Origin of the sequence: Pedococcus bigeumensis, assembly GCF_039531795.1 — a bacterium.
In the GTDB taxonomy this organism is placed as follows: domain Bacteria; phylum Actinomycetota; class Actinomycetes; order Actinomycetales; family Dermatophilaceae; genus Pedococcus; species Pedococcus bigeumensis.
Genome location: NZ_BAAAQS010000005.1, coordinates 568,847 through 589,779, shown reverse-complemented (window position 1 = coordinate 589,779; position 20,933 = coordinate 568,847). Strand labels below are relative to the sequence as shown.

At 72.0% G+C, this 20,933-nt stretch carries 20 protein-coding genes; 9 read left to right on the top strand and 11 right to left on the bottom strand.

Annotated elements, in window-relative coordinates; all coding sequences use genetic code 11:
- Positions 1–21: 21 nt before the first annotated feature.
- The gene (gene kynA / locus ABD262_RS18425; protein ID WP_344139326.1) at positions 22–876 is read left to right on the top strand and encodes a tryptophan 2,3-dioxygenase; all 855 of its coding nucleotides are present in this window, start codon (positions 22–24) and stop codon (positions 874–876) included.
- Between the two features lie 10 nt (positions 877–886).
- Here the strand turns inward: kynA and ABD262_RS18420 are convergent, their stop codons facing one another.
- A complete protein-coding gene (locus tag ABD262_RS18420; protein ID WP_344139323.1) occupies positions 887–2,284 on the bottom strand; it encodes a glucose-6-phosphate dehydrogenase in 1,398 nt (465 codons plus the stop codon).
- A gap of 76 nt (positions 2,285–2,360) precedes the next feature.
- On the opposite strand from ABD262_RS18420, the gene ABD262_RS18415 reads away from it, so the two are divergent.
- Positions 2,361–3,335, top strand: coding sequence for a PfkB family carbohydrate kinase (locus ABD262_RS18415; protein ID WP_425564900.1), 975 nt, complete (start codon positions 2,361–2,363; stop codon positions 3,333–3,335).
- A gap of 9 nt (positions 3,336–3,344) precedes the next feature.
- Here the strand turns inward: ABD262_RS18415 and ABD262_RS18410 are convergent, their stop codons facing one another.
- The 3 genes from ABD262_RS18410 to ABD262_RS18400 all read right to left on the bottom strand — a co-directional run bounded on the left by ABD262_RS18410 (position 3,345) and on the right by ABD262_RS18400 (position 5,894).
- A complete protein-coding gene (locus tag ABD262_RS18410) occupies positions 3,345–4,049 on the bottom strand; it encodes a M50 family metallopeptidase (RefSeq protein WP_344139321.1) in 705 nt (234 codons plus the stop codon).
- A 64-nt stretch (positions 4,050–4,113) separates the two neighbouring features.
- Positions 4,114–5,103, bottom strand: a complete 990-nt coding sequence (locus ABD262_RS18405) for an SDR family oxidoreductase (protein WP_344139319.1) — start codon at positions 5,101–5,103, stop codon at positions 4,114–4,116.
- Positions 5,104–5,357: 254 nt separating this feature from the next.
- Entirely contained in the window at positions 5,358–5,894 is a 537-nt protein-coding gene (locus ABD262_RS18400) for an SgcJ/EcaC family oxidoreductase (RefSeq protein ID WP_344139317.1), read from the bottom strand.
- 91 nt (positions 5,895–5,985) lie between these two features.
- On the opposite strand from ABD262_RS18400, the gene ABD262_RS18395 reads away from it, so the two are divergent.
- Positions 5,986–6,603, top strand: a complete 618-nt coding sequence (locus tag ABD262_RS18395; protein WP_344139315.1) for a TetR/AcrR family transcriptional regulator — start codon at positions 5,986–5,988, stop codon at positions 6,601–6,603.
- A gap of 18 nt (positions 6,604–6,621) precedes the next feature.
- Here the strand turns inward: ABD262_RS18395 and ABD262_RS18390 are convergent, their stop codons facing one another.
- Positions 6,622–7,080 (bottom strand): MerR family transcriptional regulator, encoded by a 459-nt coding sequence (locus tag ABD262_RS18390; RefSeq protein ID WP_344139313.1) that lies wholly within the window; start codon positions 7,078–7,080, stop codon positions 6,622–6,624.
- Between the two features lie 118 nt (positions 7,081–7,198).
- On the opposite strand from ABD262_RS18390, the gene ABD262_RS18385 reads away from it, so the two are divergent.
- Entirely contained in the window at positions 7,199–8,380 is a 1,182-nt protein-coding gene (locus tag ABD262_RS18385) for an acyl-CoA dehydrogenase family protein (RefSeq protein ID WP_344139311.1), read from the top strand.
- 127 nt (positions 8,381–8,507) lie between these two features.
- Positions 8,508–10,127 (top strand): acyl-CoA carboxylase subunit beta, encoded by a 1,620-nt coding sequence (locus tag ABD262_RS18380; protein ID WP_425564898.1) that lies wholly within the window; start codon positions 8,508–8,510, stop codon positions 10,125–10,127.
- Positions 10,128–10,155: 28 nt separating this feature from the next.
- Here the strand turns inward: ABD262_RS18380 and ABD262_RS18375 are convergent, their stop codons facing one another.
- The 3 genes from ABD262_RS18375 to ABD262_RS18365 all read right to left on the bottom strand — a co-directional run bounded on the left by ABD262_RS18375 (position 10,156) and on the right by ABD262_RS18365 (position 14,529).
- The gene (locus ABD262_RS18375) at positions 10,156–10,818 is read right to left on the bottom strand and encodes a Maf family protein (RefSeq protein WP_344139309.1); all 663 of its coding nucleotides are present in this window, start codon (positions 10,816–10,818) and stop codon (positions 10,156–10,158) included.
- Between the two features lie 31 nt (positions 10,819–10,849).
- Positions 10,850–12,745, bottom strand: coding sequence for a Na+/H+ antiporter (locus ABD262_RS18370; RefSeq protein WP_344139307.1), 1,896 nt, complete (start codon positions 12,743–12,745; stop codon positions 10,850–10,852).
- A gap of 71 nt (positions 12,746–12,816) precedes the next feature.
- On the bottom strand, positions 12,817–14,529 hold the full coding sequence (locus ABD262_RS18365) for a DUF885 domain-containing protein (protein ID WP_344139305.1): 1,713 nt from the start codon (positions 14,527–14,529) through the stop codon (positions 12,817–12,819).
- A gap of 180 nt (positions 14,530–14,709) precedes the next feature.
- Between ABD262_RS18365 and ABD262_RS18360 the strand changes: the two genes are divergently transcribed.
- A complete protein-coding gene (locus tag ABD262_RS18360; RefSeq protein ID WP_344139303.1) occupies positions 14,710–15,393 on the top strand; it encodes an MOSC domain-containing protein in 684 nt (227 codons plus the stop codon).
- Positions 15,394–15,427: 34 nt separating this feature from the next.
- Here the strand turns inward: ABD262_RS18360 and ABD262_RS18355 are convergent, their stop codons facing one another.
- The 3 genes from ABD262_RS18355 to ABD262_RS18345 form a co-directional block, all read right to left on the bottom strand.
- Complete coding sequence (locus tag ABD262_RS18355; RefSeq protein WP_344139301.1) at positions 15,428–15,919, bottom strand: C40 family peptidase; 492 nt, start codon at positions 15,917–15,919, stop codon at positions 15,428–15,430.
- Positions 15,920–16,313: 394 nt separating this feature from the next.
- The gene (locus ABD262_RS18350; protein WP_344139299.1) at positions 16,314–16,556 is read right to left on the bottom strand and encodes an acyl-CoA carboxylase subunit epsilon; all 243 of its coding nucleotides are present in this window, start codon (positions 16,554–16,556) and stop codon (positions 16,314–16,316) included.
- On the bottom strand, positions 16,556–18,217 hold the full coding sequence (locus ABD262_RS18345) for an acyl-CoA carboxylase subunit beta (protein WP_344139297.1): 1,662 nt from the start codon (positions 18,215–18,217) through the stop codon (positions 16,556–16,558). The genes ABD262_RS18350 and ABD262_RS18345 overlap by 1 nt, the downstream gene beginning before the upstream one ends.
- 24 nt (positions 18,218–18,241) lie before the next feature.
- Between ABD262_RS18345 and ABD262_RS18340 the strand changes: the two genes are divergently transcribed.
- Genes ABD262_RS18340 through ABD262_RS18330 form a run of 3 tightly spaced genes read left to right on the top strand, consistent with a single transcriptional unit; the run spans position 18,242 to position 20,928 of the window.
- Positions 18,242–19,033 carry a biotin--[acetyl-CoA-carboxylase] ligase gene (locus ABD262_RS18340; RefSeq protein ID WP_344139295.1) on the top strand — a complete coding sequence of 264 codons (792 nt, stop codon included), beginning with the start codon at positions 18,242–18,244 and terminating at the stop codon, positions 19,031–19,033.
- A gap of 9 nt (positions 19,034–19,042) precedes the next feature.
- On the top strand, positions 19,043–20,140 hold the full coding sequence (locus tag ABD262_RS18335; RefSeq protein ID WP_344139293.1) for an adenylate/guanylate cyclase domain-containing protein: 1,098 nt from the start codon (positions 19,043–19,045) through the stop codon (positions 20,138–20,140).
- Positions 20,137–20,928, top strand: coding sequence for an enoyl-CoA hydratase/isomerase family protein (locus ABD262_RS18330; protein WP_344139291.1), 792 nt, complete (start codon positions 20,137–20,139; stop codon positions 20,926–20,928). Before ABD262_RS18335 ends, ABD262_RS18330 begins: the two co-directional genes overlap by 4 nt.
- Positions 20,929–20,933: the final 5 nt, after the last annotated feature.

Below are 20,933 nucleotides of genomic sequence, written 5' to 3'. Positions count from 1 at the left end.
CCCGGCCCTAGGGTGGGCGCCATGAGTGGTGACGACGCGCGTGCGGTGCGTGAGATCGAAGAGGGTGTGCAGCGGGACTTCACCGCGGCGATGTCCTACGGCGACTACCTGGGGCTGGACCGGCTGCTGTCGGCACAGCACCCGCGCAGCCAGCCCGCGCAGCACGACGAGCTGCTGTTCATCATCCAGCACCAGACCTCCGAGCTCTGGCTCAAGCTGATGCTGCACGAGCTGCGGTCCGCGCGCGCGCTGCTCACCACCGACGAGCTCGCCCCCGCGCTCAAGCGGCTGGCGCGGGTCAAGCGGATCCAGGAGGTCCTCACCGACCAGTGGTCGGTGCTGGCGACCCTCACCCCGAGTGAGTACGCCGAGATCCGCCCCTTCCTCGCGACCAGCTCGGGGTTCCAGTCCTGGCAGTACCGCGCCGTGGAGTTCCTGCTCGGCAACAAGAACGCCGACATGGTCAAGGTCTTCGACCACGACGAGGCTGCGCGCGCCATGCTCGCGGAGCTGCTCGAGGAGCCGAGCCTCTACGACGAGTTCCTGCGCTACCTGTCCCGTCGCGGCTACGCGATCCCGGCCGCGCTGCTCGAGCGTGACGTCACCCAGCCCTACCGCGAGAGCGACGAGCTGGTCGACACCTTCGCGGCCGTGTACGCCAGCCCGACCGAGCACTGGGGCGTCTACGAGACCTGCGAGGAGCTCGTCGACCTCGAGGACAACTTCCAGCAGTGGCGGTTCCGCCACCTGCAGGTCGTCACCCGCACCATCGGCCACAAGAAGGGGACCGGCGGGTCGTCCGGTGTCGACTTCCTGCGCCGGGCCCTCGACCTGACCTTCTTCCCCGAGCTCTACACGGTGCGCACCCGGGTCTGACCCGTGGCGGTCACCGCGTGAGCCACCCGTCCGGACCGTCGGACCCGGCGGCATACGTCTCCAACGGGACCCGGCCGTCGGACCACGCCTTGATGACCGGCTCCATCACCCGCCAGCAGTCCTCGGCGGCATCGCCGCGCACGGTGAGCAGCTGGTTGCCGTCGAGGATCTGCGCCAGCACCTCACCGTAGGGCTGCATGCGGGGAGCGGCCAGGGTCGCGGACAGCGTCTTCTGCTCGAGGTCGACGGGGTCGCCCTCGGCGTTCATGGTCAGGGAGAGGGAGACGGCTCCGGGCTTGAGGTCGATGGTGAGCCGGTCGCCGTCCGAGGCGCCGACGAAGCCGGTCGGCAGGTGGGGCACGTCCCGGAAGTGGGCGACGATCTGCTTGCGCGGGGTGCCGAGGGCCTTGCCGCTGCGCACGACGAAGGGCACACCGGCCCACCGGCTGTTGTCCACCTCGAGCGTGACCTGAGCGAGTGTCTCGGTGTGCCGCTTCGGGTCGACGCCCTCCTCCTTGGCGTAGTCGGGCACCTTGCGGCGACCGATCGTGCCCGCGGTGTAGCGCGCCCGCCGCGACGACCGCTTGGGTGAGCCACCCCAGATCCTGGTCGCTCGCAGCACCTGCGCCTTCTGGTCCTGCAGCTCGCGGGCGTCGAGGGTGGCGATCGACTCCATCGCGAACAGTGCGAGCACCTGGAGCAGGTGGCTCTGCAGCATGTCCTTGAGGGCCCCCGCGCCGTCGTAGTAGCCCGCGCGCCCCTCGAGGGCGAGGTCCTCGTCGTAGACGATCTCCACCCGCTCGATGTGCTCGGCGCTCCAGATCGGGGCGAGCATCCGGTTGGCGAAACGGAGCCCGACGAGGTTGAACACCGTGGCCACGCCAAGGAAGTGGTCGATCCGGAAGATGTCCTCCTCCGGCACCACTTTGTGCAGCAAGGTGTTGAACGCCACCGCCGACGCGTGGTCGGTGCCGAACGGCTTCTCGAGCGCGAGCCGCGTCGTGTCCGGCAGGTCGACGTGCCGGAGCAGGCGGCAGACCTTCATGCTCACCTGGGGCGGCAGGGCGAAGAAGATCACGAGCGGCCCGTCGCCGCAGTCCTCGACCAGCGCGCGCAGGGCGGCTTCGTCGAGCACGTCGGTCTGGACGTATGCCGTGTGCCGGGTCACCGCCGCGGTCACCTTGGTCATGGACGGGCTCCCTGCCGGCGGCTTGACCGAGGCGAACGAGTCCTTGACGCGGGCCTTCCAGGCGGCGCTCGAGAGGTCGACCCGGTCGGCCCCCACGACGCGGACCGACCGCTCCGGCTCGACCGCGAGCAGGCTCGCCAGCCCCGGCAGGAGCAGCCGGTGGGTGAGGTCACCTCCCGCGCCGAGGATGAGCAGGGTGGTCTGGGGAGGGGTGGCCATGTCTCGCAGCATTCCACGCCCTCCTGGGCGGCGCGTGGGCAGCGTGGGCGGAGAGCACGCGGCATACTCCGTCAGCATGACCATGCACGAGGGGCGGCGGCACGGACCCCGAGTCATCCACACCGCGCAGGCGCTGGTCGACGAGGTGGTGGAGGTCGACGCGCTGCCCGCGCGTGGGGGCAACGCCGTCGCGCAGTCCTACGCGCGGTATGCCGGCGGCGCCGTGAACATCCTCGTCGCGGCGGCGCGGTCGGGGGCGGACGCGGTCCTCGCCGGGGCCGTCGGGACCGGGGCGAACGGCGACCTGGTGCGGGCTGCCCTGGCTGCGGAGGGCGTGGTGGTGAGCAGCCCGCCGGTGCCGGACCTCGACACCGGGATCTGTTTCGTGATGGTGGAGACCAGCGCCGAGCGCACCTTCGTCACCACCCAGGGGGCCGAGCGGCGGGTCACCGTCGAGTCGCTGGCGACCGCGGCTCCGGTGGACGGTGACCTCGTCTGTGTCAGCGGCTTCTCGCTCGTCGGGCTGACCCGCGACCCGCTGCTGGCCTGGCTCGACGCGCTGGACCGCAGGGTGGTCGTGGTCCTCGACCCCGGCGCGGCCTTCGCCGACCTCACCGACGAGCTGCGGGAGCAGGTCCTGGGCCGCACCACGGTGTGGACCAGCAACGCCCACGAGGCCGCCCAGCTGACCGGCCGGTCCGACCCGGCCGCCGCGACCGTGGCCGTGGCGGCGCGGCTGCCGGCGGGTGCGGTCGCCGTCGTGCGCGACGGCCCCCGGGGCTGCTGGGTGCTGGAAGCCGGCGCAGGTCGGTCCGTGGTCGACGGGGCGCCGACCTACCTGCCGGGCTTCCCCCAGGAGGCGGTGGACACCAACGGGGCGGGCGACACCCACACGGGCGTGCTGGTCGCGTGCCGTGCTGGGGGTGCCGACTGGGCGACGGCGGCCCGTCGGGCCAACGCGGCCGGTGCGATCAAGGTGACGAGGCGGGGACCCGCGACCGCGCCCACCGCGGCGGAGATCGACGACTTCCTCGCCGCCCAGGAGGCGTAGCCGGCCCGGTCAGCCCCAGGCGGCCGCGACGTCGATGGCAGCCAGGACCGTGGCCGCGGCGCAGACCAGGACGAAGGAGGCGACCCAGATCCCCCGGGGCACGTGCGTGAGCGACGCGAGGACGTCCGGGTCGCTCCCGCGGGTGCGTGACGACATGACTGCGCCGAGGTGCCGCCAGCCCCCGATGAGGAGCACGATGCCGGTCGCCACGAGGACCTGGGCCTGGAGGGCGTCGTCGCGCCACCACCACAGTGCAGCGGTCGCCCCCATCGCCACGAGCATGACCACCGCGGTGAGCAGCGACCGCACCCGGACCAGGGCCAGCAGGCAGATCAGGATCACGAGGGTGAGGACCGGCGCCGCCCAGCCTCGACCCGCAGCCCAGACGATGGCGGCTCCGACGACCGCCGGCGCCGGGTAGCCCGCCCACGTCGAGATGACCCGGCCGAAGCCACGGGCCGGGCCGACGGTGACCGCGTGGCCGGACATGTCGCCGCGCAGCACGAACCCGGTGAAGCGGCGTCCGACGGCGAGGCCCACGAGGGCGTGCCCGAGCTCGTGGACCAGGGTCACGGCCAGTCGCAGCACCTGCCAGACCGGGGGCACCGCGACCACGAGCACGGCCGCGAGGACAGCCACGGTCACGGCAGGGGCGCCCATCGCCACGTCGCCCGGGGCGGTGCCGACCCGGATGCGCAGCTCGTCCCAGTCCACGGCGGCGAACCTAGCCGACATCACTGTGACCAGCACAAACGGCGCGCGCAGGACCGGCCGGAGGTCACACCCGGTGGGCCGCGACCAGCCGGTCGTAGAGCGCGTCGAGCTCGGCGTCGACCGTGCGTCGGGCCGGGTCCGCGTCGTGCCAGTCGACGATCTCCTGCGCGCCCTGGCGGAACGGCACGGTGGCGTGCCAGCCCGGGACCAGCGACCTGATCTTGCTGTTGTCGAAGACCATCGTGTGCGCCTTGTCGCCCAGGAGGCTCGCCCCGAACTCCTCGTCGGCGGCGGCGACCGCGTCTGACGGCACGTGCACCAGCCGGGGCTCGACGCCGGCGGCCTCGGCGATGTCGGCGTAGATCCGGTTCCAGCTCGGGGCCTCGTCGCCGGTGATGTGGAACGCCTCGCCGATCGCCTCTCGGCGCCCCAGCAGCCCGACGAAGGCGCGGGCGAAGTCGGTGTGGTGCGTGATCGTCCACAGCGAGGTGCCGTCGCCGTGCACGAGCACCTCCTTGCCCTGCCGCATCCGCTCGATCGTGGTCCAGCGGCCCTCGAAGGGCGGCAGGGTGTGGTCGTAGGTGTGCGAGGGGCGCACGACCGTCATGGGCAGCTCGTCGTCCCGGTAGGCCCGGACGAGCAGGTCCTCGCAGGCGATCTTGTCGCGGGAGTACTGCCAGAACGGGTTCCGCAGGGGCGTCGACTCGGTGACCGGCAGGCGGGACGGCGGGGTCTGGTAGGCCGAGGCCGAGCTGATGAAGACGTACTGCCCGGTGCGGCGGGCGAACTGGTCGAGCTGCTGCTGCACCTGGTCGGGCGTGAAGGACAGGAAGTCGACCACCACGTCGAACTCGCGGGCGCCGACCGCCCGGCTGACGGCCGCTGCGTCGCGCACGTCGGCGGTCAGGGCCTCGGCGTCGGGGTGGGCGGGGTGCGTCGTGCTGGTGCCACGGTTGAGGATCGTGACCTCCCAGCCCTTCGCGACCGACTCGGCGACGCACGCCGAGCTGATCACGCCGGTGCCGCCGATGAACAGGACGCGGTGACTGGCCATGACGCGAGCCTAGGACCCCGACCGACCGCCCCGCCCCTCGCGTCCCCGCGCTCGTCCCGGGTCTCGCGCGGCCATGCACTGCCTCGGCGCGCGAGGCAGTGCATGGCCGGCGGTGGGGGCGGACTACCGGGCGGTCGTCCGGAAGGTCGTCAGGCGCCCGCGGGCGGTGAGCACCGCCGCCCCGACCAGCCACAGGGTTAGTCCCGCTTGGAGGGGGAACAACCCGGCCGCGCCGACGTCGTGGGTCAGGCTGATCAACGGGCCGGCGCGGAGGGGGTGGCCGCGGAGGGGGTGGCCGGGGCGGTGGTCACGGTCGACATGTCAGCCCCGATCAGGGTGTTGTGGGTGGCCGCGACGCGCCAGCCGTCGAGGTCGCGGACCAGGACGCTGGTGGACATCGCCTGGTGGGTGCCGGCGAGCGGGCCGGCCGGGACCTGGAGCGTGTGGCGCGAGACCGCGAGGACCACGCCGTCGGCGAGCTCGCGGGCGGAGACGAGCTGCATGGCGTTGACGCTCCCGGCATAGATCGTGGCGAAGATCCCGGCGTGGCCGGCCCCGATCGCCTCGGCGCCCTCGATGTGCAGCCCCTGGACGGTGACGAACGATGCGTCGGGGCGGTAGGCCGCGCCGAAGGCGGCACCGTCGGCGGCGTTCCAGGCGTCCTCGAGCCGGGTCAGGACCACCGCTGCGACGCGGTCGGCGGAGGTGCCGTCGGTCGTGCTCTCGGTCGGGTGAACGGTGGCGGTGGTGGGTGCTGCGGTGGTTGCCCCTGTCGTGGCGGTGGCGGTCATGATGACGGTCCTTTCGTTGAGTGTCTGCTTATTCATTAAAGCAGTGCTCAGTGAATATAGACCTGCTCAGTCAACCTGTACAGTGGTTTCCGTGACGAGTTCCCGCACCTACCGCTCGGAGCTGCGCGAGCAGCAGGCTGAGCGCACCCGCCTGCTCATCGCCCGCTCGGCCCGAGAGCGCTTCCTGGAGAAGGGCTGGTCCGGCACCAGCGTGCGTTCGGTGGCCAGCGGCGCCGGCGTCTCGGAGGCGACCGTCTACCACGTCTACGGCAGCAAGGCAGGTCTCGCGGCGTCGCTGATCGATGCCGCCGAGGAGAGCGCCGACGTCGCGCGGGTGATCGCAGAGCTGGGCTCGTTCGAGGGCGACCCCGTCGCGCAGCTGAGGGCCTTCGTGGGGTTCGACCGACGCCTGTTCGAGCGTGGTGGCGACGTCCTCCGGGTCCTCGCGGAGGCCCGGCGCCAGGAGCCCGACCTCGCTGCGGCCTACGACGAAGGCCGCGGGCGGGGCGAGGCCCAGCGGCATCGGCTCTTCGCGTCGTGGCCGGCCCAGGCGTGGGCCGAGGGCGTGGATGTCCAGACCGCCCTCGACACCTACGCGCTGGTGGTCTCGCTCGAGGCCTACGACATCGCGGTGCGCGAACGCGGCTGGAGCCCGGACGCGGTCGAGGAGTGGTGGCACCGCCTGCTCGCCAAGCTCCTCCTGCGCTGACCGCCCCTGGCCCTCGGGTCAGCCCAGCCGGTCGAGGTCGACCCGGCAGCGGCGCTCGAACTCGGCGAGCTCGGTCAGCGCGTCCTCGAGGTCCTGGCGGCGCTGCTCGAGGTCGCGTCGGCGCTCGTCGATCTGCCCCAGCACGTACTCGAGCTGGCTGGCCTTGCCACGCGGGCGGTCGTAGAGGTCGATGATCGTGCGGATCTCCTCGAGCGGGAACCCGAGCCGCTTGCCGCGCAGGATCAGGGCCAGTCGGGTGCGGTCGCGGCGGTGGTAGACCCGGGTGGTGCCGCGCCGCTCCGGCGTGATCAGCCCCAGCTCCTCGTAGTGGCGCACCGTCCGGTGGGTCACCGCGAACTCGTCCGCGATCTCGCGGATCGTCCACGACTCCTCGACCGGCTGGTCGACGGGTCGGCCAGGTGACTCGGCCGGCTGGTCGAGCCGCTGGACGGGCGCCGTGGAGGTGGGGACTGGCATACCCGTGAGTATTGCTTTACGTTTACGTCAACGTCAAGCAACAACCCACGGTATGCCGCGCGGCCGGGAGCAGGTCTTCGACCGACTCCGTCCCGGTGCGCACCACGAAGGAGAAGCGATGTTCGAGCTGAGCAAGGAGCACGAGGACTTCCGCAAGGTCGTCCGGGAGTTCGCCGAGGCAGAGGTCGAGCCCCACATCGCCAAGTGGGACAAGGACCACCACTTCCCGAGCGACCTGGTGCCCAAGATGGGCGACCTGGGCCTGTTCGGCCTGGTCGTGCCCGAGGAGTTCGGCGGCATGGGCGACGACGGTGACTTCACCTCGCTCTGCGTGGCCATCGAGGAGCTCGGTCGCGTCGACCAGTCGATCGGCATCACGCTGTCGGCCGGGGTGGGCCTGGGCATCAACCCGATCCTCACCTACGGCTCGCAGGAGCAGAAGGAGCGCTTCCTGCCCGACCTGGTGGCCGGTCGCGCGCTCGCCGGGTTCGGCCTGACCGAGCCCGACGCCGGGTCCGACGCGGGTGCCACGCGCACCAAGGCGGTCCGGGACGGCGACGAGTGGGTGGTCAACGGCTCCAAGGCGTTCATCACGAACTCCGGCACCGACATCACGTCCGTGGTCACGGTCACCGCCCGCACCGGCACCAACGACGACGGCTCCGCCCAGCTCAGCGCGATCATGATCCCTTCGGGCACACCGGGATTCACCGTCGAGCCGGCCTACGACAAGCTCGGCTGGCACGCCTCCGACACCCATGGCCTCACCTTCGAGGACTGCCGCGTCCCGGTCGGGAACCTCCTGGGCCACGAGGGAGAGGGTTTCAAGCAGTTCCTCAAGACCCTCGACGACGGTCGCATCGCGATCTCGGCGCTCGCCGTCGGGATGAGCCAGCGGATGCTCGAGGAGACCACCGAGTACGCCAAGACCCGCAAGGCGTTCGGCAAGCCGATCGGCGTCAACCAGGGCGTCTCGTTCCAGATCGCCGACCTCGCCGTGATGGTCGAGGCGTCGCGCCAGCTGACCTACAAGGCCGCCTGGCTCAAGGACGAACTGGAGCACGGCCGCCGCTCGGTCAAGGAGGTCAAGCAGGCCGCTGCGATCTGCAAGCTCTACTCGACCGAGGCCGCCGTCACCGCGACCCGGATCGCCACCCAGGTCTTCGGTGGCAACGGCTTCATGGAGGAGTACCCCGTGGCCCGTTTCTACCGCGACGCCAAGATCCTCGAGATCGGCGAGGGCACCTCCGAGGTGCAGCGCATGGTCATCGCTCGCCACCTCGGCCTGCCGACCGCCTGAGCCCGTGAGCGCCATCCCCGACGCAGCCAGCCCAGACGCAGCAAGCCCAGACGTGGCAAGCCCAGACGTGGCAAGCCCAGACGTGGCAAGCCCAGACTCAGCCGTCCCCGACCAGGTGCGAGAAGGTATGCCGGTGACCTCCATCCCCTCGTCCGCCCCGTCCGAGCCCTCCGGGCAGCCGCCGTTCGCCATCGGTGGCGACAGCGGTTCCGACCCCAAGGTGACCGACGTCCGCGAACGGCTCGCGGCGGCATACCTGGCCTCGGCGACCGCGCCGGAGAAGGCGCAGGCCAAGCTCGACAGCCAGGGCAAGCTCTACGTCCGCGAGCGGATCGCCCTGCTGTTCGACGAGGGGAGCTTCGTCGAGGACGCGCGCTATGCCAACGCCACGTCCACGGGTCTGCCGGCCGACGGCGTCGTCACCGGGCGGGGGACCGTCGACGGCCGCCCCGCGATCGTCATCGCCAACGACCCCACCGTCAAGGCCGGGTCGTGGGGCGCCCGCACGGTCGAGAAGATCGTCCGCGCGACCGAGATGGCCCTGCGCGAGGAGCTGCCGGTCTTCTGGTTCGTGGACTCGGCGGGGGCCCGGATCACCGACCAGGTCGAGATGTTCCCGGGCCGTCGTGGCGCCGGGCGGATCTTCCACAACCAGGTCGCCCTGTCCGGCAAGGTCCCGCAGATCTGCTGCCTGTTCGGCCCGAGTGCCGCGGGCGGTGCCTACATCCCGTCGTTCACCGACCTGATCATCATGGTCGAGGGCAACGCCTCGATGTACCTCGGCAGCCCGCGCATGGCGGAGATGGTGGTGGGCGAGAAGGTCTCGCTCGAGGACATGGGCGGGGCGCGGATGCACTGCACCGTCTCGGGGGTGGGCGACCTCCTCGTCGCCGACGACACCGAGGCCATCGAGATGGCACGGCTCTACTTCTCCTACCTGCCCTCCAGCTGGCGCACCGACCTGCCGAGCTATGCGCCGGAGGAGCCGTCGACGCCGCTGACCCGCCACACCGTGCCCGAGCGCGAGAGCCAGCCGTTCGACATCCACGAGGTCATCGACGGCCTCGTCGACGACGAGTCGTTCTTCGAGATCAAGCCGCTCTTCGCGCCCGAGCTGGTGATCGGCTTCGGCCGGATGTCCGGCGAGACCGTCGGCATCGTCGCCAACAACTCGATGGTCAAGGGCGGGGTGCTCTTCACCGACAGCGCCGACAAGGCGGCCCGGTTCATCTGGCTGTGCGACGCCTACTCGATCCCGCTGGTCTACCTCGCCGACGTGCCGGGCTTCATGATCGGCTCCGAGGTCGAGCGCGGTGGCATCATCCGCCACGGCGCGAAGATGGTCTCGGCCGTCTCCTCGGCCACCGTGCCACAGTTCTGCGTGATCGTCCGCAAGGCCTACGGCGCCGGCCTCTACGCGATGGGCGGCCCGGGCTTCGGACCCGACGCGACGATCGCCCTGCCGACCGCCCGGATCGCGGTGATGGGGCCCGAGGCCGCCGTCAACGCGGTCTACGCCAACAAGATCGCGGCGATCGAGGACCCGGCCGAGCGCGAGCAGTTCGTGCAGGACATGCGGCGCGAGTACGAGGAGGACGTCGACCTCGAGCGGCTCGCGGCCGACCTCGTGCTCGACCAGATCATCGAGGCCGACGCGCTGCGGGCCGAGCTGCTGCTGCGGTTGCGCTACGCCAAGACGCGCGAGCGGCACTTCGCGACCAAGCGGCGCGACATCCCGCCGGTCTGAGGTCGCCCCCGCCCGGGGTCGGTCGCGGTCAGCCGCGCTCGCCCTGCGCACCGCGGTGCGAGGGTGAGCGCAGGTCGTGCCACGCCAGCCCGAGCTCGAGCAGGAGCTCTCGCAGCAGCGGCAAGGACAGCCCGACGACGTTGCTCGGGTCGCCCTCGATCCCGGTGACGAACGGACCACCGAGGCCGTCGAGCGTGAACGCGCCCGCCACCCTAAGGGGCTCCCCGGTGGCGACGTAGGCGTCGATCTCGTCGTCCGTCAGCTTGGCGAAGTGCACCGTGGTCGACGCGGTCGCGCCGAGGGTGGCGCCGGTGCCGCCATCGGGCTCGGCCCTGGTGTCGACCACCCAGTGGCCGGTGTGCAGGATGCCGGAGCGGCCCCGCATCTGGCGCCAGCGGGCGGTGGCCTGCGCCGCGGACGTGGGCTTGCCGTGGATCTCGCCGTCGAGGTCGAGCACCGAGTCGCACCCGATGACGACCGCGTCGTCGATCTGGTCGGCGACGTCCTCGGCCTTGGCCCGGGCGAGCACCAGGGCGACGTCCTCGGCGACGAGCTCGCCGTACGTCTCGCGGGCCGCCGCCGTGACGCTGTCCTCGTCGACCGAGCTCACGACGATGCTGGGCTCGAGTCCCGCGGCGGCGAGCAGCTTGCGGCGGGCAGGGGACGCGGAGGCGAGGACGAGGGTGGTCACGAGGTGAGGCTACCGACCCGGCGGGGTCGGCTCAGCCGAGCTGCTCGTCGACGAAGCACCAGCGCCAGGACTCCCCGGGCTCGAAGCTGCGCATGACCGGGTGGCCCTCCTCGCGGAAGTGGGCGGAGGCGTGCTTCTGGGGAGACGAGTCGCAGCACCCCACGTGGCCGCAGTCGAGGCACAGCCGCAGGTGGACCCACGTCGTGCCGTCCCGCAGGCACTCCTCGCACCCGTGCGGGCTGGTGGGCGCGACGAACCGGTCGTGGTGGTCGGCCAGGTGCTCGCACTCGTCCTCGGCCCGCTCGGGGGGGAGCAGCGGGTCCTCGCGCAGCTCGTCGGAGCGCTCCTCGATGCGGTCGAGCATCGACTCCTCGATGTCGAGGGAGGCGAAGACGTGGCCGAGCACCTCCTGGTCGACCGTGCCGGCGTCGCGGATCCGCAACAGCTCCGCCCGCTCGGCGTCGAGCATGATCATGCGGACCCGGCGGTAGGTCGCGCTCGGCGTCTCGACCGCGTCGGCCCGCCCCTGGCCGAGTCGCTCCCAGACGATGTTGGTGCGGTTCTCCGCGCGACCGCGGAGCGTCTCGATGATGTCCTCGTCGACGTCGTCGTGCTCCTCGAGCGCCTTGAGCCCGGCGGCCACGGAGGCCTGCAGGATGGTGGCCTCCTGGAGGGCGTCCTCGCGGGGGTCGGGCCCGCGCACGCCGAGGGTCCGGGCCAGCCACGGGAGCGAAAGGCCTTGCAGCAGCAGGGTGGCCACCGTGACCGCCATCGCGGCCAGGACCAGGGTGGAGCGCTCCGGCGTCTTCGGCGGCAACGCGAAGGCCGCGGCGAGCGTCACCACACCGCGCATGCCGGCCCACGAGATGACGGCTGCGGCGGTCGGGTGGAACTTGCCCTCGCCCCTCTGGAACCGGTGTTGCAGCCACTTGAACGGGAAGACCCAGATGGGCCGCAGGACGATGACGGTCGCCAGCACGGCCAGGCAGGTCCACACGATCGTCCCCCAGCCCGGACCGGTCTCGTTCGCGTCGGACACCAGCCGGCGCATCTGCAGACCCAGCATGAGGAAGACGACGTTCTCGAGGATGAACTGGATGGTGGTCCAGTTGATCCGCTCGCTGACCCGCGACGACGCGTTCTGCACGATCGGCGACTTGTGCCCGAGCAGCAGTCCCGCGACGACGACCGCGAGCACCCCCGACCCGTGGTAGTGCTCCGCGGGGAGGTAGGCGAGGTAGGGGACGATGAACGAGATCGAGGTGTCGATGGCCGACTCGGTGACCTTGCGCCGCACGAAGGCGATGACCATGCCGACCACGACCCCGAAGCCCACGCCGAGCACGACCGCCCGGACGAAGTCGAAGGCCACCGAGCCCATCGACACCTCCTTGGCGTGCTCCCCGGCGACCGCGGCGGCGAGGGGGAAGGCCGCGATGGCGGTGCGCAGGGAGACCAGCGCGGTGGCGTCGTTGACCAGCGACTCGCCCTCGAGGATCGTCACGATCCGCCGGGGCAGGCCGATCCGCCGGGCCACCGCGGTGGCGGCCACGGCGTCGGGGGGCGCGACGATCGCACCCAGGGCGAAGGCCACGGCGAACGGCACGCCCAGCAGCAGGTAGGTGACCAGCCCCACGCCCGCCGCGGTGAACAGCACCAACCCGACGGACAGGCCGAGGATGGAGAACAGGTTGGCGCGGAAGTCCACGAGCGACGTGCGGATGGCCGCGGCATACAGCAGGGGCGGGAGGAGGCCGACGAGGACGACCTCGGAGCTCAGCTCGGGCTCGGGGATGAACGGCACGTAGCTGAGCGCCACCCCCACGACCAGCAGCACGAGCGGCGCCGCCACCCGGAACCGCTGGGCGAAACCCGCGACGATGATGACGGTCCCGATGATGGCGACGATCGCGCCGGCTGTTCCCACCAGCCCATCCTTGCAGGCGGCCGGTCAGGTCAGCGGGGTCAGGTCGCGTGGGTCAGGCCCGACCACCCGGGTCAGGTCAGGTCGCCGAGCACCGCTTCGCGCAGCGTGTCCAGCCCGAGGCCGCCGAGGTCGAGGCTGCGACGGTGGAAGTCCTTGAGCGAGAACGCGTCGCCCTCGCGCTCGGCGACCTCATCGCGCAGCTGCATCCACAGCCGCTCGCCGATCTTGTAGGACGGCGCCTGGCCCGGCCAGCCGAGGTATCGGTCGAGCTCGAACCGCAGCCACGCCTCGCCCTGGTTGGCGTGGTCGTTGAGGTACTGCCAGGCCTTGTCGTAGGTCCACCGGCCGCCACCGACCTCGGCCGGTGCCTCGAACCCGCAGTGCACGCCGATGTCGATGACCACCCGGGCGGCCCGCAGGGACTGGCTGTCGAGCAGGCCCATCTTGTTGCCGGGGTCGTCCATGTAGCCGAGCTCGTCCATCAGCCGCTCGGCATACAGCGCCCAGCCCTCGCCGTGACCCGAGGTCCAGGCCGACATCCGGCGCCACTTGTTGAGCCGCTCGGAGCGGAACACGGTCTGGGCGACCTGGAGGTGATGGCCCGGCACGCCCTCGTGGTAGACGGTGGTGAGCTCCTTCCAGGTGCCGAACTCGGTCACGCCCTTGGGCACCGACCACCACATCCGCCCCGGCCGCGAGAAGTCCTCCGAGGGGCCGGTGTAGTAGATGCCGCCGGTCTGGGTCGGCGCGATCAGGCACTCGATGGTGCGCACCGGGTCGGGGATGTCGAAGTGGGTGCCGGCCAGCTCGGCGATGGCCTCGTCGGCGCGCTTCTGCATCCACGCCCGCAGCTCGTCGGTGCCGTGCAGCTGGTAGGCGGGGTCGGCGTCGAGCGCCGCGATGGCCTCCTTGACGGTGCTGCCGGGCTTGATCTGCTCGGCGACCCGCTCCATCTCGGCGGTGATCCGGGCCACCTCCTGCTGGCCCCAGGCGTAGGTCTCGGCGAGGTCGACCTCGGCGCCGAGGAAGTAGCGCGACAGCAGCCTGTAGCGCTCCTGGCCGCAGGCGTCCTCGAGGGGCGCGTCGTCGAGCAGGTGGTCCTTGAGCCACCTGCCGAGCTCGGCGTAGGCCGCCGACGCGCGCTCGGCGGAGCCGGCCAGCGCCTCCTTGGTGGACTCCGCCAGCTCGCCGGCACCGGTGTCCTCGCTCAGCCGGGCCTCGGCCACGAGCGTGGCGAAGTAGCCGTCGTCGGCGACCAGGTCGGCGCACTGCTGGATGCACGCCTCCACCTGGCGGCGCGGCGAGATGTTGCCCTTCGCCGAGGCGCTGAGCAGGCTCTCCTGCCAGCCGGCCAGCGAGCCGGGCACCGCGTCGAGGCGGCGGCTGATGACGCCCCAGTCCTCGTCGGTCGCGGTGGGCATCAGGTCGAAGCAGCCACGGACCGACTGCAGCGGCGAGGCGAGGACGTTGAGCGCCATCTCGTCGAGACCCGCCCGGTGGGTCTCCTCGGCCAGCCCGAGCCGTTCGCGCATCGCGGCGAGCGTGACCCGGTCGACGTCGTCGACGGGGGTGGCCCGGTCGAGCTGCGCGAGGGTCTCGGCCCGCAGGGCGGCGTGCGCCTCGTGGCCCGCGGGGGAGTAGTCGTCGAGCCGCTCGTCGTGACCCGCGATGCCGAGGAAGGTGGCCGTGATCGGGCTCAGCTCCACCTCCTTGGCGAGGTAGTCGTCGGCGATGCGGTCGATGTCGGTCGCGGGGCGCGCCGCGGAGGTCGTCTCAGTGCTCACCCGAGCGAACGTACCCCAGCCTCCTGACGCCGTCCCGGCAATGACCCTCGCGGTCCCGGCAATGACGTCCGGACGCCGTCCCGGCGCCGCGGCCGGATGCCGTCCCGGCAGTGACGCCTGGACACCACCCCGGCGATGCGTCCGGCGGACCTACCGGCGGCCCGTCCCTAGGCTGGTCCCATGACCGCCCACCTCCTGTCCCTCAACGTCGGACGCTCCGAGCCCAGCTCCGCCAAGAACGTCGGGGTGACCGGCATCGCCAAGCGTCCGGTCGACTCGGCCGTGCTGCGGGCGCCCGGCCCCAAGCACGGAGGTCTCGGCAGTGGGGTCGAGGGTGACTTCCTCGGCGACACCCGGCACCACGGGGGCGACTACCAGGCGGTCTACGCGTTCGCCCGCGAGGAGCTCGACTGGTGGGCCGACCGGCTGGGTCGCGAGCTGCCCCACGGCATGTTCGGGGAGAACCTCACGACCACTGGCCTAGATGTCGACGGGGCGCTCGTCGGGGAGCGCTGGGCGGTGGGTGCCGAGGTGCTGCTCGAGGTCTGCGGACCGCGCATCCCGTGCGCCACGTTCGCAGCCCGGATGGGAGAGCGCGGCTGGGTCAGGCGGTTCAGCGAGGTGGGGCGCACCGGCGCCTACCTGTCGGTCGTGACCGGCGGCACGGTGCGACCGGGCGACGCCATCGAGGTGGTCTCCCGGCCCTCCCACGACATCACGGTGCCCGACACGTTCCGGGCCTTCATGGGTGACCTCGACACGGCCGAGCGGGTGCTGGCCGCCGGCTGCCTCGTCGAGGTCGAGGCGGCCGAGCTGCGCGACACGGTCGCCCGCCGCCGCAGCGCGGGTGTCGAGCTCGACTGAGCGGGTGCTCCCTACAGGGCGTGGGCCGGGCCGGTCAGCGCGCCCGGCCGAAGCTGACCGCGGTGGTCCAGATCTTGACCTTGGCCACCCGCTTGCCGGGCTTGGGTGCGTGCCACACGTAGCCGGACCCGGCGTAGATCCCCACGTGGTAGACGGCGGTCCGGGACGAGTGGAAGAACACGAGGTCGCCGGCCCGCGCCGAGCGCCGCGAGATCGCGGTGCTGGCCCGGTACTGCTCCTGGGCGGTGCGCGGCACCACCTTGCGGGCCCGCGAGTACACGTACTTCACGTAGCCGGAGCAGTCGAACCCGGTCTGCGGGGTCGTGCCGCCGTAGCGGTAGGGGACGCCCACCTGCGCGGCCGCGACCCGGGCCACGGTCGTGAACTGGGAGTTGGTGAGGATCGCGGCGTCGGCCCGGCCGGCGCCGAACGGTCCGATGGCGAGCGACGCCGCGAGAGCGGTGGCGAAGAGGAGGCCGGCGAGGCGGCGGGGCAGGGCAGCGCGGAGCGAGGCAGGACGGAGCACGGGAGGGCCATTTCTTTCGGACCGCCTGCGAAGAGTGACCTGTCGGGTTCGGGCTCGGAGCGTGGTGCTCCGTCCGAAACTGCCCGGCCGCTGGTGGTGCCAGCGACTTAACCCCAAGGAGGCGCGCGTTCCGCTTCCGTCGTACCTGGGTTCTCCGTCCCCGACACTCTCGGCAAGAGACTCTTGCCATCCGCACGGGTGTCGGGGCTCGGCGACCGCGCGGACCGCCCCACCTGGCCGGCGGGGACTGTTCTCCACGGTAGGTCGGTGGCGACGAGCCTCCCAATCCTCGGGCGAAGATGGGCCGTACGGCCGAGGGCCGGGGCAGTCCTACCGGGTCGGGTTCACGGCGTGTCGTGACGACTGGCCGTGCGGAGCCGGACCCGGGGAATGGTCAGGAGGTCCAGGCGGAGGCGCGCCAGGCGCCCGGACCGGGGAAGAGGGGTCGGCGCAGGGCGCGCTCGCGGGAGGCCCACTGAGAGGTATGCCGCGAGGCCGGCTCCGGTGCCTCCGCTGACACCGCGGACAGCACCGCCACGACGGCGGCGACCTCTTCGGGGGTCGCGTCGCCGCGGACCAGCTGCAGTGGCTGGCGGTCCGTCGGGGTGTGGCTGGCCCCGGGCGTCTCGTCGGTCATCAGAGGGGGATGTTCCCGTGCTTCTTGGGGGGCAGTGTCTCGCGCTTGGTGCGCAGCGCCCGCAGCGCTCGGGTGACGTTCATCCGGGTGTTCGAGGGGGTGATGACGGTGTCGATGTAGCCACGCTCGGCCGCGATGTAGGGGTTGGCGAGGGTGTCCTCGTACTCGGCGATGAACCGGGCCCGCGCCTCGTCGACGTTCTCGCCGGCCTCGGCGGCCGCGGCGAGCTGCTTGCGGTAGAGGATGTTGACCGCGCCCTGGGCGCCCATGACGGCGATCTGCGCCGTCGGCCAGGCGAGGTTGATGTCGGCTCCGAGGTGCTTGGAGCCCATCACGTCGTAGGCGCCGCCGTACGCCTTGCGGGTGATCACGGTGACCAGCGGCACGGTCGCCTCGGCATACGCGTAGATCAGCTTGGCGCCCCGGCGGATGATGCCGTCCCACTCCTGGTCGGTGCCGGGCAGGAAGCCGGGCACGTCGACGAAGGTGAGCACGGGGATGTTGAAGGCGTCGCAGGTGCGCACGAACCGCGCGGCCTTCTCCGAGGCGTCGATGTCGAGCGTGCCGGCGAACTGCATCGGCTGGTTGGCGACCACGCCGACGGAGCGGCCCTCGATGCGGCCGTAGCCGACGAGGATGTTCGGCGCGAACAGCGGCTGCACCTCGAGGAACTCGCCATCGTCGAGCACGTGCTCGATGACGACCTTCATGTCGTAGGGCTGGTTGGCGCTGTCGGGGATCAGCGTGTCGAGCTCGCGGTCCTCGTCGGTGACCTCCAGCGAGGGCAGCTCACCGTCCTCGGCGAACGACGGCGGCTCCTCGAGGTTGTTGGACGGCAGGTAGGACAGCAGCTCCTTGACGTACTCGATCGCGTCCTCCTCGTCGGTGCCCATGTAGTGCGCGACACCGGACTTGGTGTTGTGCGCGCGGGCGCCGCCCAGGTCCTCGAACGACACGTCCTCACCGGTCACGGTCTTGATGACCTCCGGACCGGTGATGAACATGTGCGACGTCTGGTCGACCATGACGGTGAAGTCGGTGACCGCGGGGGAGTAGACCGCCCCGCCGGCACACGGCCCCATGATCAGCGAGATCTGCGGGATGACCCCGGAGGCGTGCACGTTGCGGCGGAAGATCTCGCCGTAGAGACCGAGCGAGACCACCCCCTCCTGGATGCGGGCGCCGCCGGAGTCGTTGAGGCCCACCACCGGGCAGCCGACCTTCATCGCGAAGTCCATGACCTTGCAGATCTTCTCGCCGAAGACCTCGCCGAGCGACCCGCCGAACACGGTGAAGTCCTGCGCGAACACCGCCACGGTGCGGCCGTCGACGGTGCCGTAGCCGGTCACGACCCCGTCTCCGTAGGGACGGTTGGCCTCCTGGCCGAAGGCCACGGAGCGGTGCCGGGCGTACTTGTCCATCTCGATGAACGAGCCCTCGTCGAGCAGCATCTCGAGCCGCTCGCGCGCGGTCTTCTTGCCGCGGGCGTGCTGCTTCTCGATGGCGCGCTCGGACCCGGCGTGGGCCACCTCGGCGACCCGACGCTTGAGGTCGGCCAGCTTGCCCGCGGTGGAGTGGATGTCGATGCCCGACTCGGGGTCGGGGACGTCGGTGCCACCCACGGAGAGCGGATCAGCGACGGAATCGGTGGTCTGCGCCATGTCGGCGAGCCTAGCCTTGCCTGCATGCGCGAACCGCTCGACCGTGAGGCATTGCACGAGGCGTTGGTCACGCCGGGTCAGCCGTGGACGGGAGTCGACGTCCACCCGGAGCTCGGCTCCACCAACCTCGAGGCCGGCCGCCTCGCCGAGCCGTGGCGGGTGGTGGTGACCGACCACCAGGTGGCCGGCCGGGGGCGCCTCGGTCGCGCCTGGGACACCCCTGCCCGCACCTCGGTGACGCTCTCGGTGCTGGTGCCCGCACCGGACCGGGGCCGGGGCTGGATGCCCCTCGCGACCGGGCTCGCGGTGCGCGACGCCCTGGCGGAGGTGGCCGGCGTCGAGAGCGGCCTGAAGTGGCCCAACGACGTGTTGCTGCCCGCCGACGGGGAGCGCAAGGTCTGCGGCATCCTGTGCGAGCTCCAGCCCGCCGGGATCGTCGTCGGGCTCGGGATCAACGTCGACCAGGACCGCGCGGAGCTGCCCGTCGACACGGCGACCTCGCTGCGGCTGGCCGGCGCCGCGGAGGTGAGCCGCGACCGCCTCGTGGTGGCCGTGCTCACCCACCTGGCGCGCTGGCACGCCGCGCTCAGCGGCGGGGCGCAGGACCGCGCCGCCGTGCACGCGGCATACCGGAAGGCCTGCCTGACGATCGGGCGCGAGGTGGAGCTGCACGTGGCCGGTGGGGACGTGCGCAGGGCGCGCGCCGTCGGCGTGGACGACGAGGGACGCCTCGTGGTCGCCGGCGCCGGCACGGAGTATGCCGTGGCCGCGGGCGACGTGGTGCACGTGCGCTCGGGCACCGCAGACACGCCCTAGGGTGACGGCATGACCGAGGTTGGCCGGCACCGGGTGGTGCGCCCGGAGGACTTCGCGGCGCTGCGCCCGGACGACCTCGAGGCCCGCCTCCTCGGCAAGCCGGCCACCATGGCCCGGCGCGACGTCTCCCGGGGCGCCGAGGTGTCGCTGCTGTCGGCGCGCAAGTTCTGGCACGCGCTGGGCTTCCCGAACGTCGAGGACGACGACGCGATGTTCACCGAGGCCGACCAGATGGCCCTGATGGCCGTCGCCCGCCTCGTGCGCGAGCAGGAGCTCGACGAGACGACGGCGCTCGCGATGACCCGGGCGTTCGCCCGCACCACCGACCGGCTGGCGGTCTGGCAGACCCAGCTGATGGCCGAGGCGCTGGCCGCCCCGGGCCTGGAGGCCGCGCTCGACGAGGCGGACGCGCGGGCGGTGCCCGACCTCGCCGCGGCGGAGGCGGCCGCCCGCAAGCTGACCGACATGGCCGACGAGCTCGAGCCGTTGCTCATCTACGCCTGGCGGCGCCACCTCACCGCCGCGATCTCGCGGATGCTCGCCGACGCCGACCCGGAACAGTCCGACCAGGGGGTGCGCCGGGTCGTCGGGTTCGCCGACCTCGTCAACTTCACCTCGCTCGTGCGCCGGATGACCGAGCGCCAGCTCGCGGTCATGGTGCAGCGGTTCGAGGCGCTCGCGACCGACATCGTCACGGCCCACGGTGGCCGGGTGATCAAGACCGTGGGCGACGAGATCCTCTTCGTCACGATCGGCGCCGCGCCCGCGGCTGCGGTGGCCCTCGACCTCGTCGAGACGATGGCCGAGGACGACCTGCTCCCCGACGTGCGGGTCGGCATGGCCGTCGGACCGGTGCTGTCGCGCCTCGGCGACGTGTTCGGCACGACGGTCAACCGGGCCTCGCGACTCACCAGCGTCGCGCCGGCCGGAGGGGTGCTCGTCGACGACGCGCTCGCGACCTCCTTGGCCGCGTTGTCGGGGTTCGAGACGACCGCCCTGCGGCGCCGCACGCTGCGAGGGATCGGGCAGGTCACCCCGAGCGAGCTGAGACGTGCCACCGGCGGCCGGAAGTCGCCCGACACCCGCGACCGAAAGGCCTCCTCATGACCGCTGAGCTCGTCCGCATCGAGCGCCACGGGGAGGGCGGGCACGTCGCCGAGCTGGTGCTCGACCGCCCCGAGGCGATGAACGCGGTGTCTACCGCCATGGCGCGGGCCATCGCCGCTGCCACGACCGCCCTGGCGCAGGACCCCGACGTCCGGGCCGTGGTGGTCTCCTCCAGCCACCCCAAGGCGTTCTGCGTCGGGGCCGACCTGAAGGAGCGCAACTCCTTCACCGACGACGACCTGCGCGCCCAGCGCCCGCTGGCCCAGGCGGCCTACCGCGGCGTCCTGGACCTCCCGGTGCCCGCGATCGCCGCCGTCGACGGCTTCGCCCTCGGCGGTGGCTTCGAGATCGCGCTCTCGTGCGACCTCGTGGTCTGTGGTGAGGGCGCCCTCGTCGGGCTCCCCGAGGTGAGCGTGGGCGTCATCCCGGGAGGCGGCGGGACCCAGCTGCTGACCCGGCGGGTGGGCTGGTCGCGGGCCGCCCAGATGATCTTCACCGCCCAGCGCTACACTGCGCAGGACGCCGGTCGGCTCGGCGCGGTCGACGAGGTGGTGCCGGCCGGGTCGGCGCGCGACCGCGCGCTCGAGCTCGCGACGACGATCGCCGGGCACTCGCCGGTCGGGGTGCGCAACGCCAAGGCCGCCATGCGGCAGGGTTTCGACACCGATCTGGCCTCCGGGCTGCGCATCGAGGACGAGCGCTGGGCCGCCACCGCCTTCTCCGCGGACCGCGCCGAGGGGGTCGCCGCGTTCAACGAGAAACGCCGACCGGTGTGGCCCGGTCGCTAGTCGGG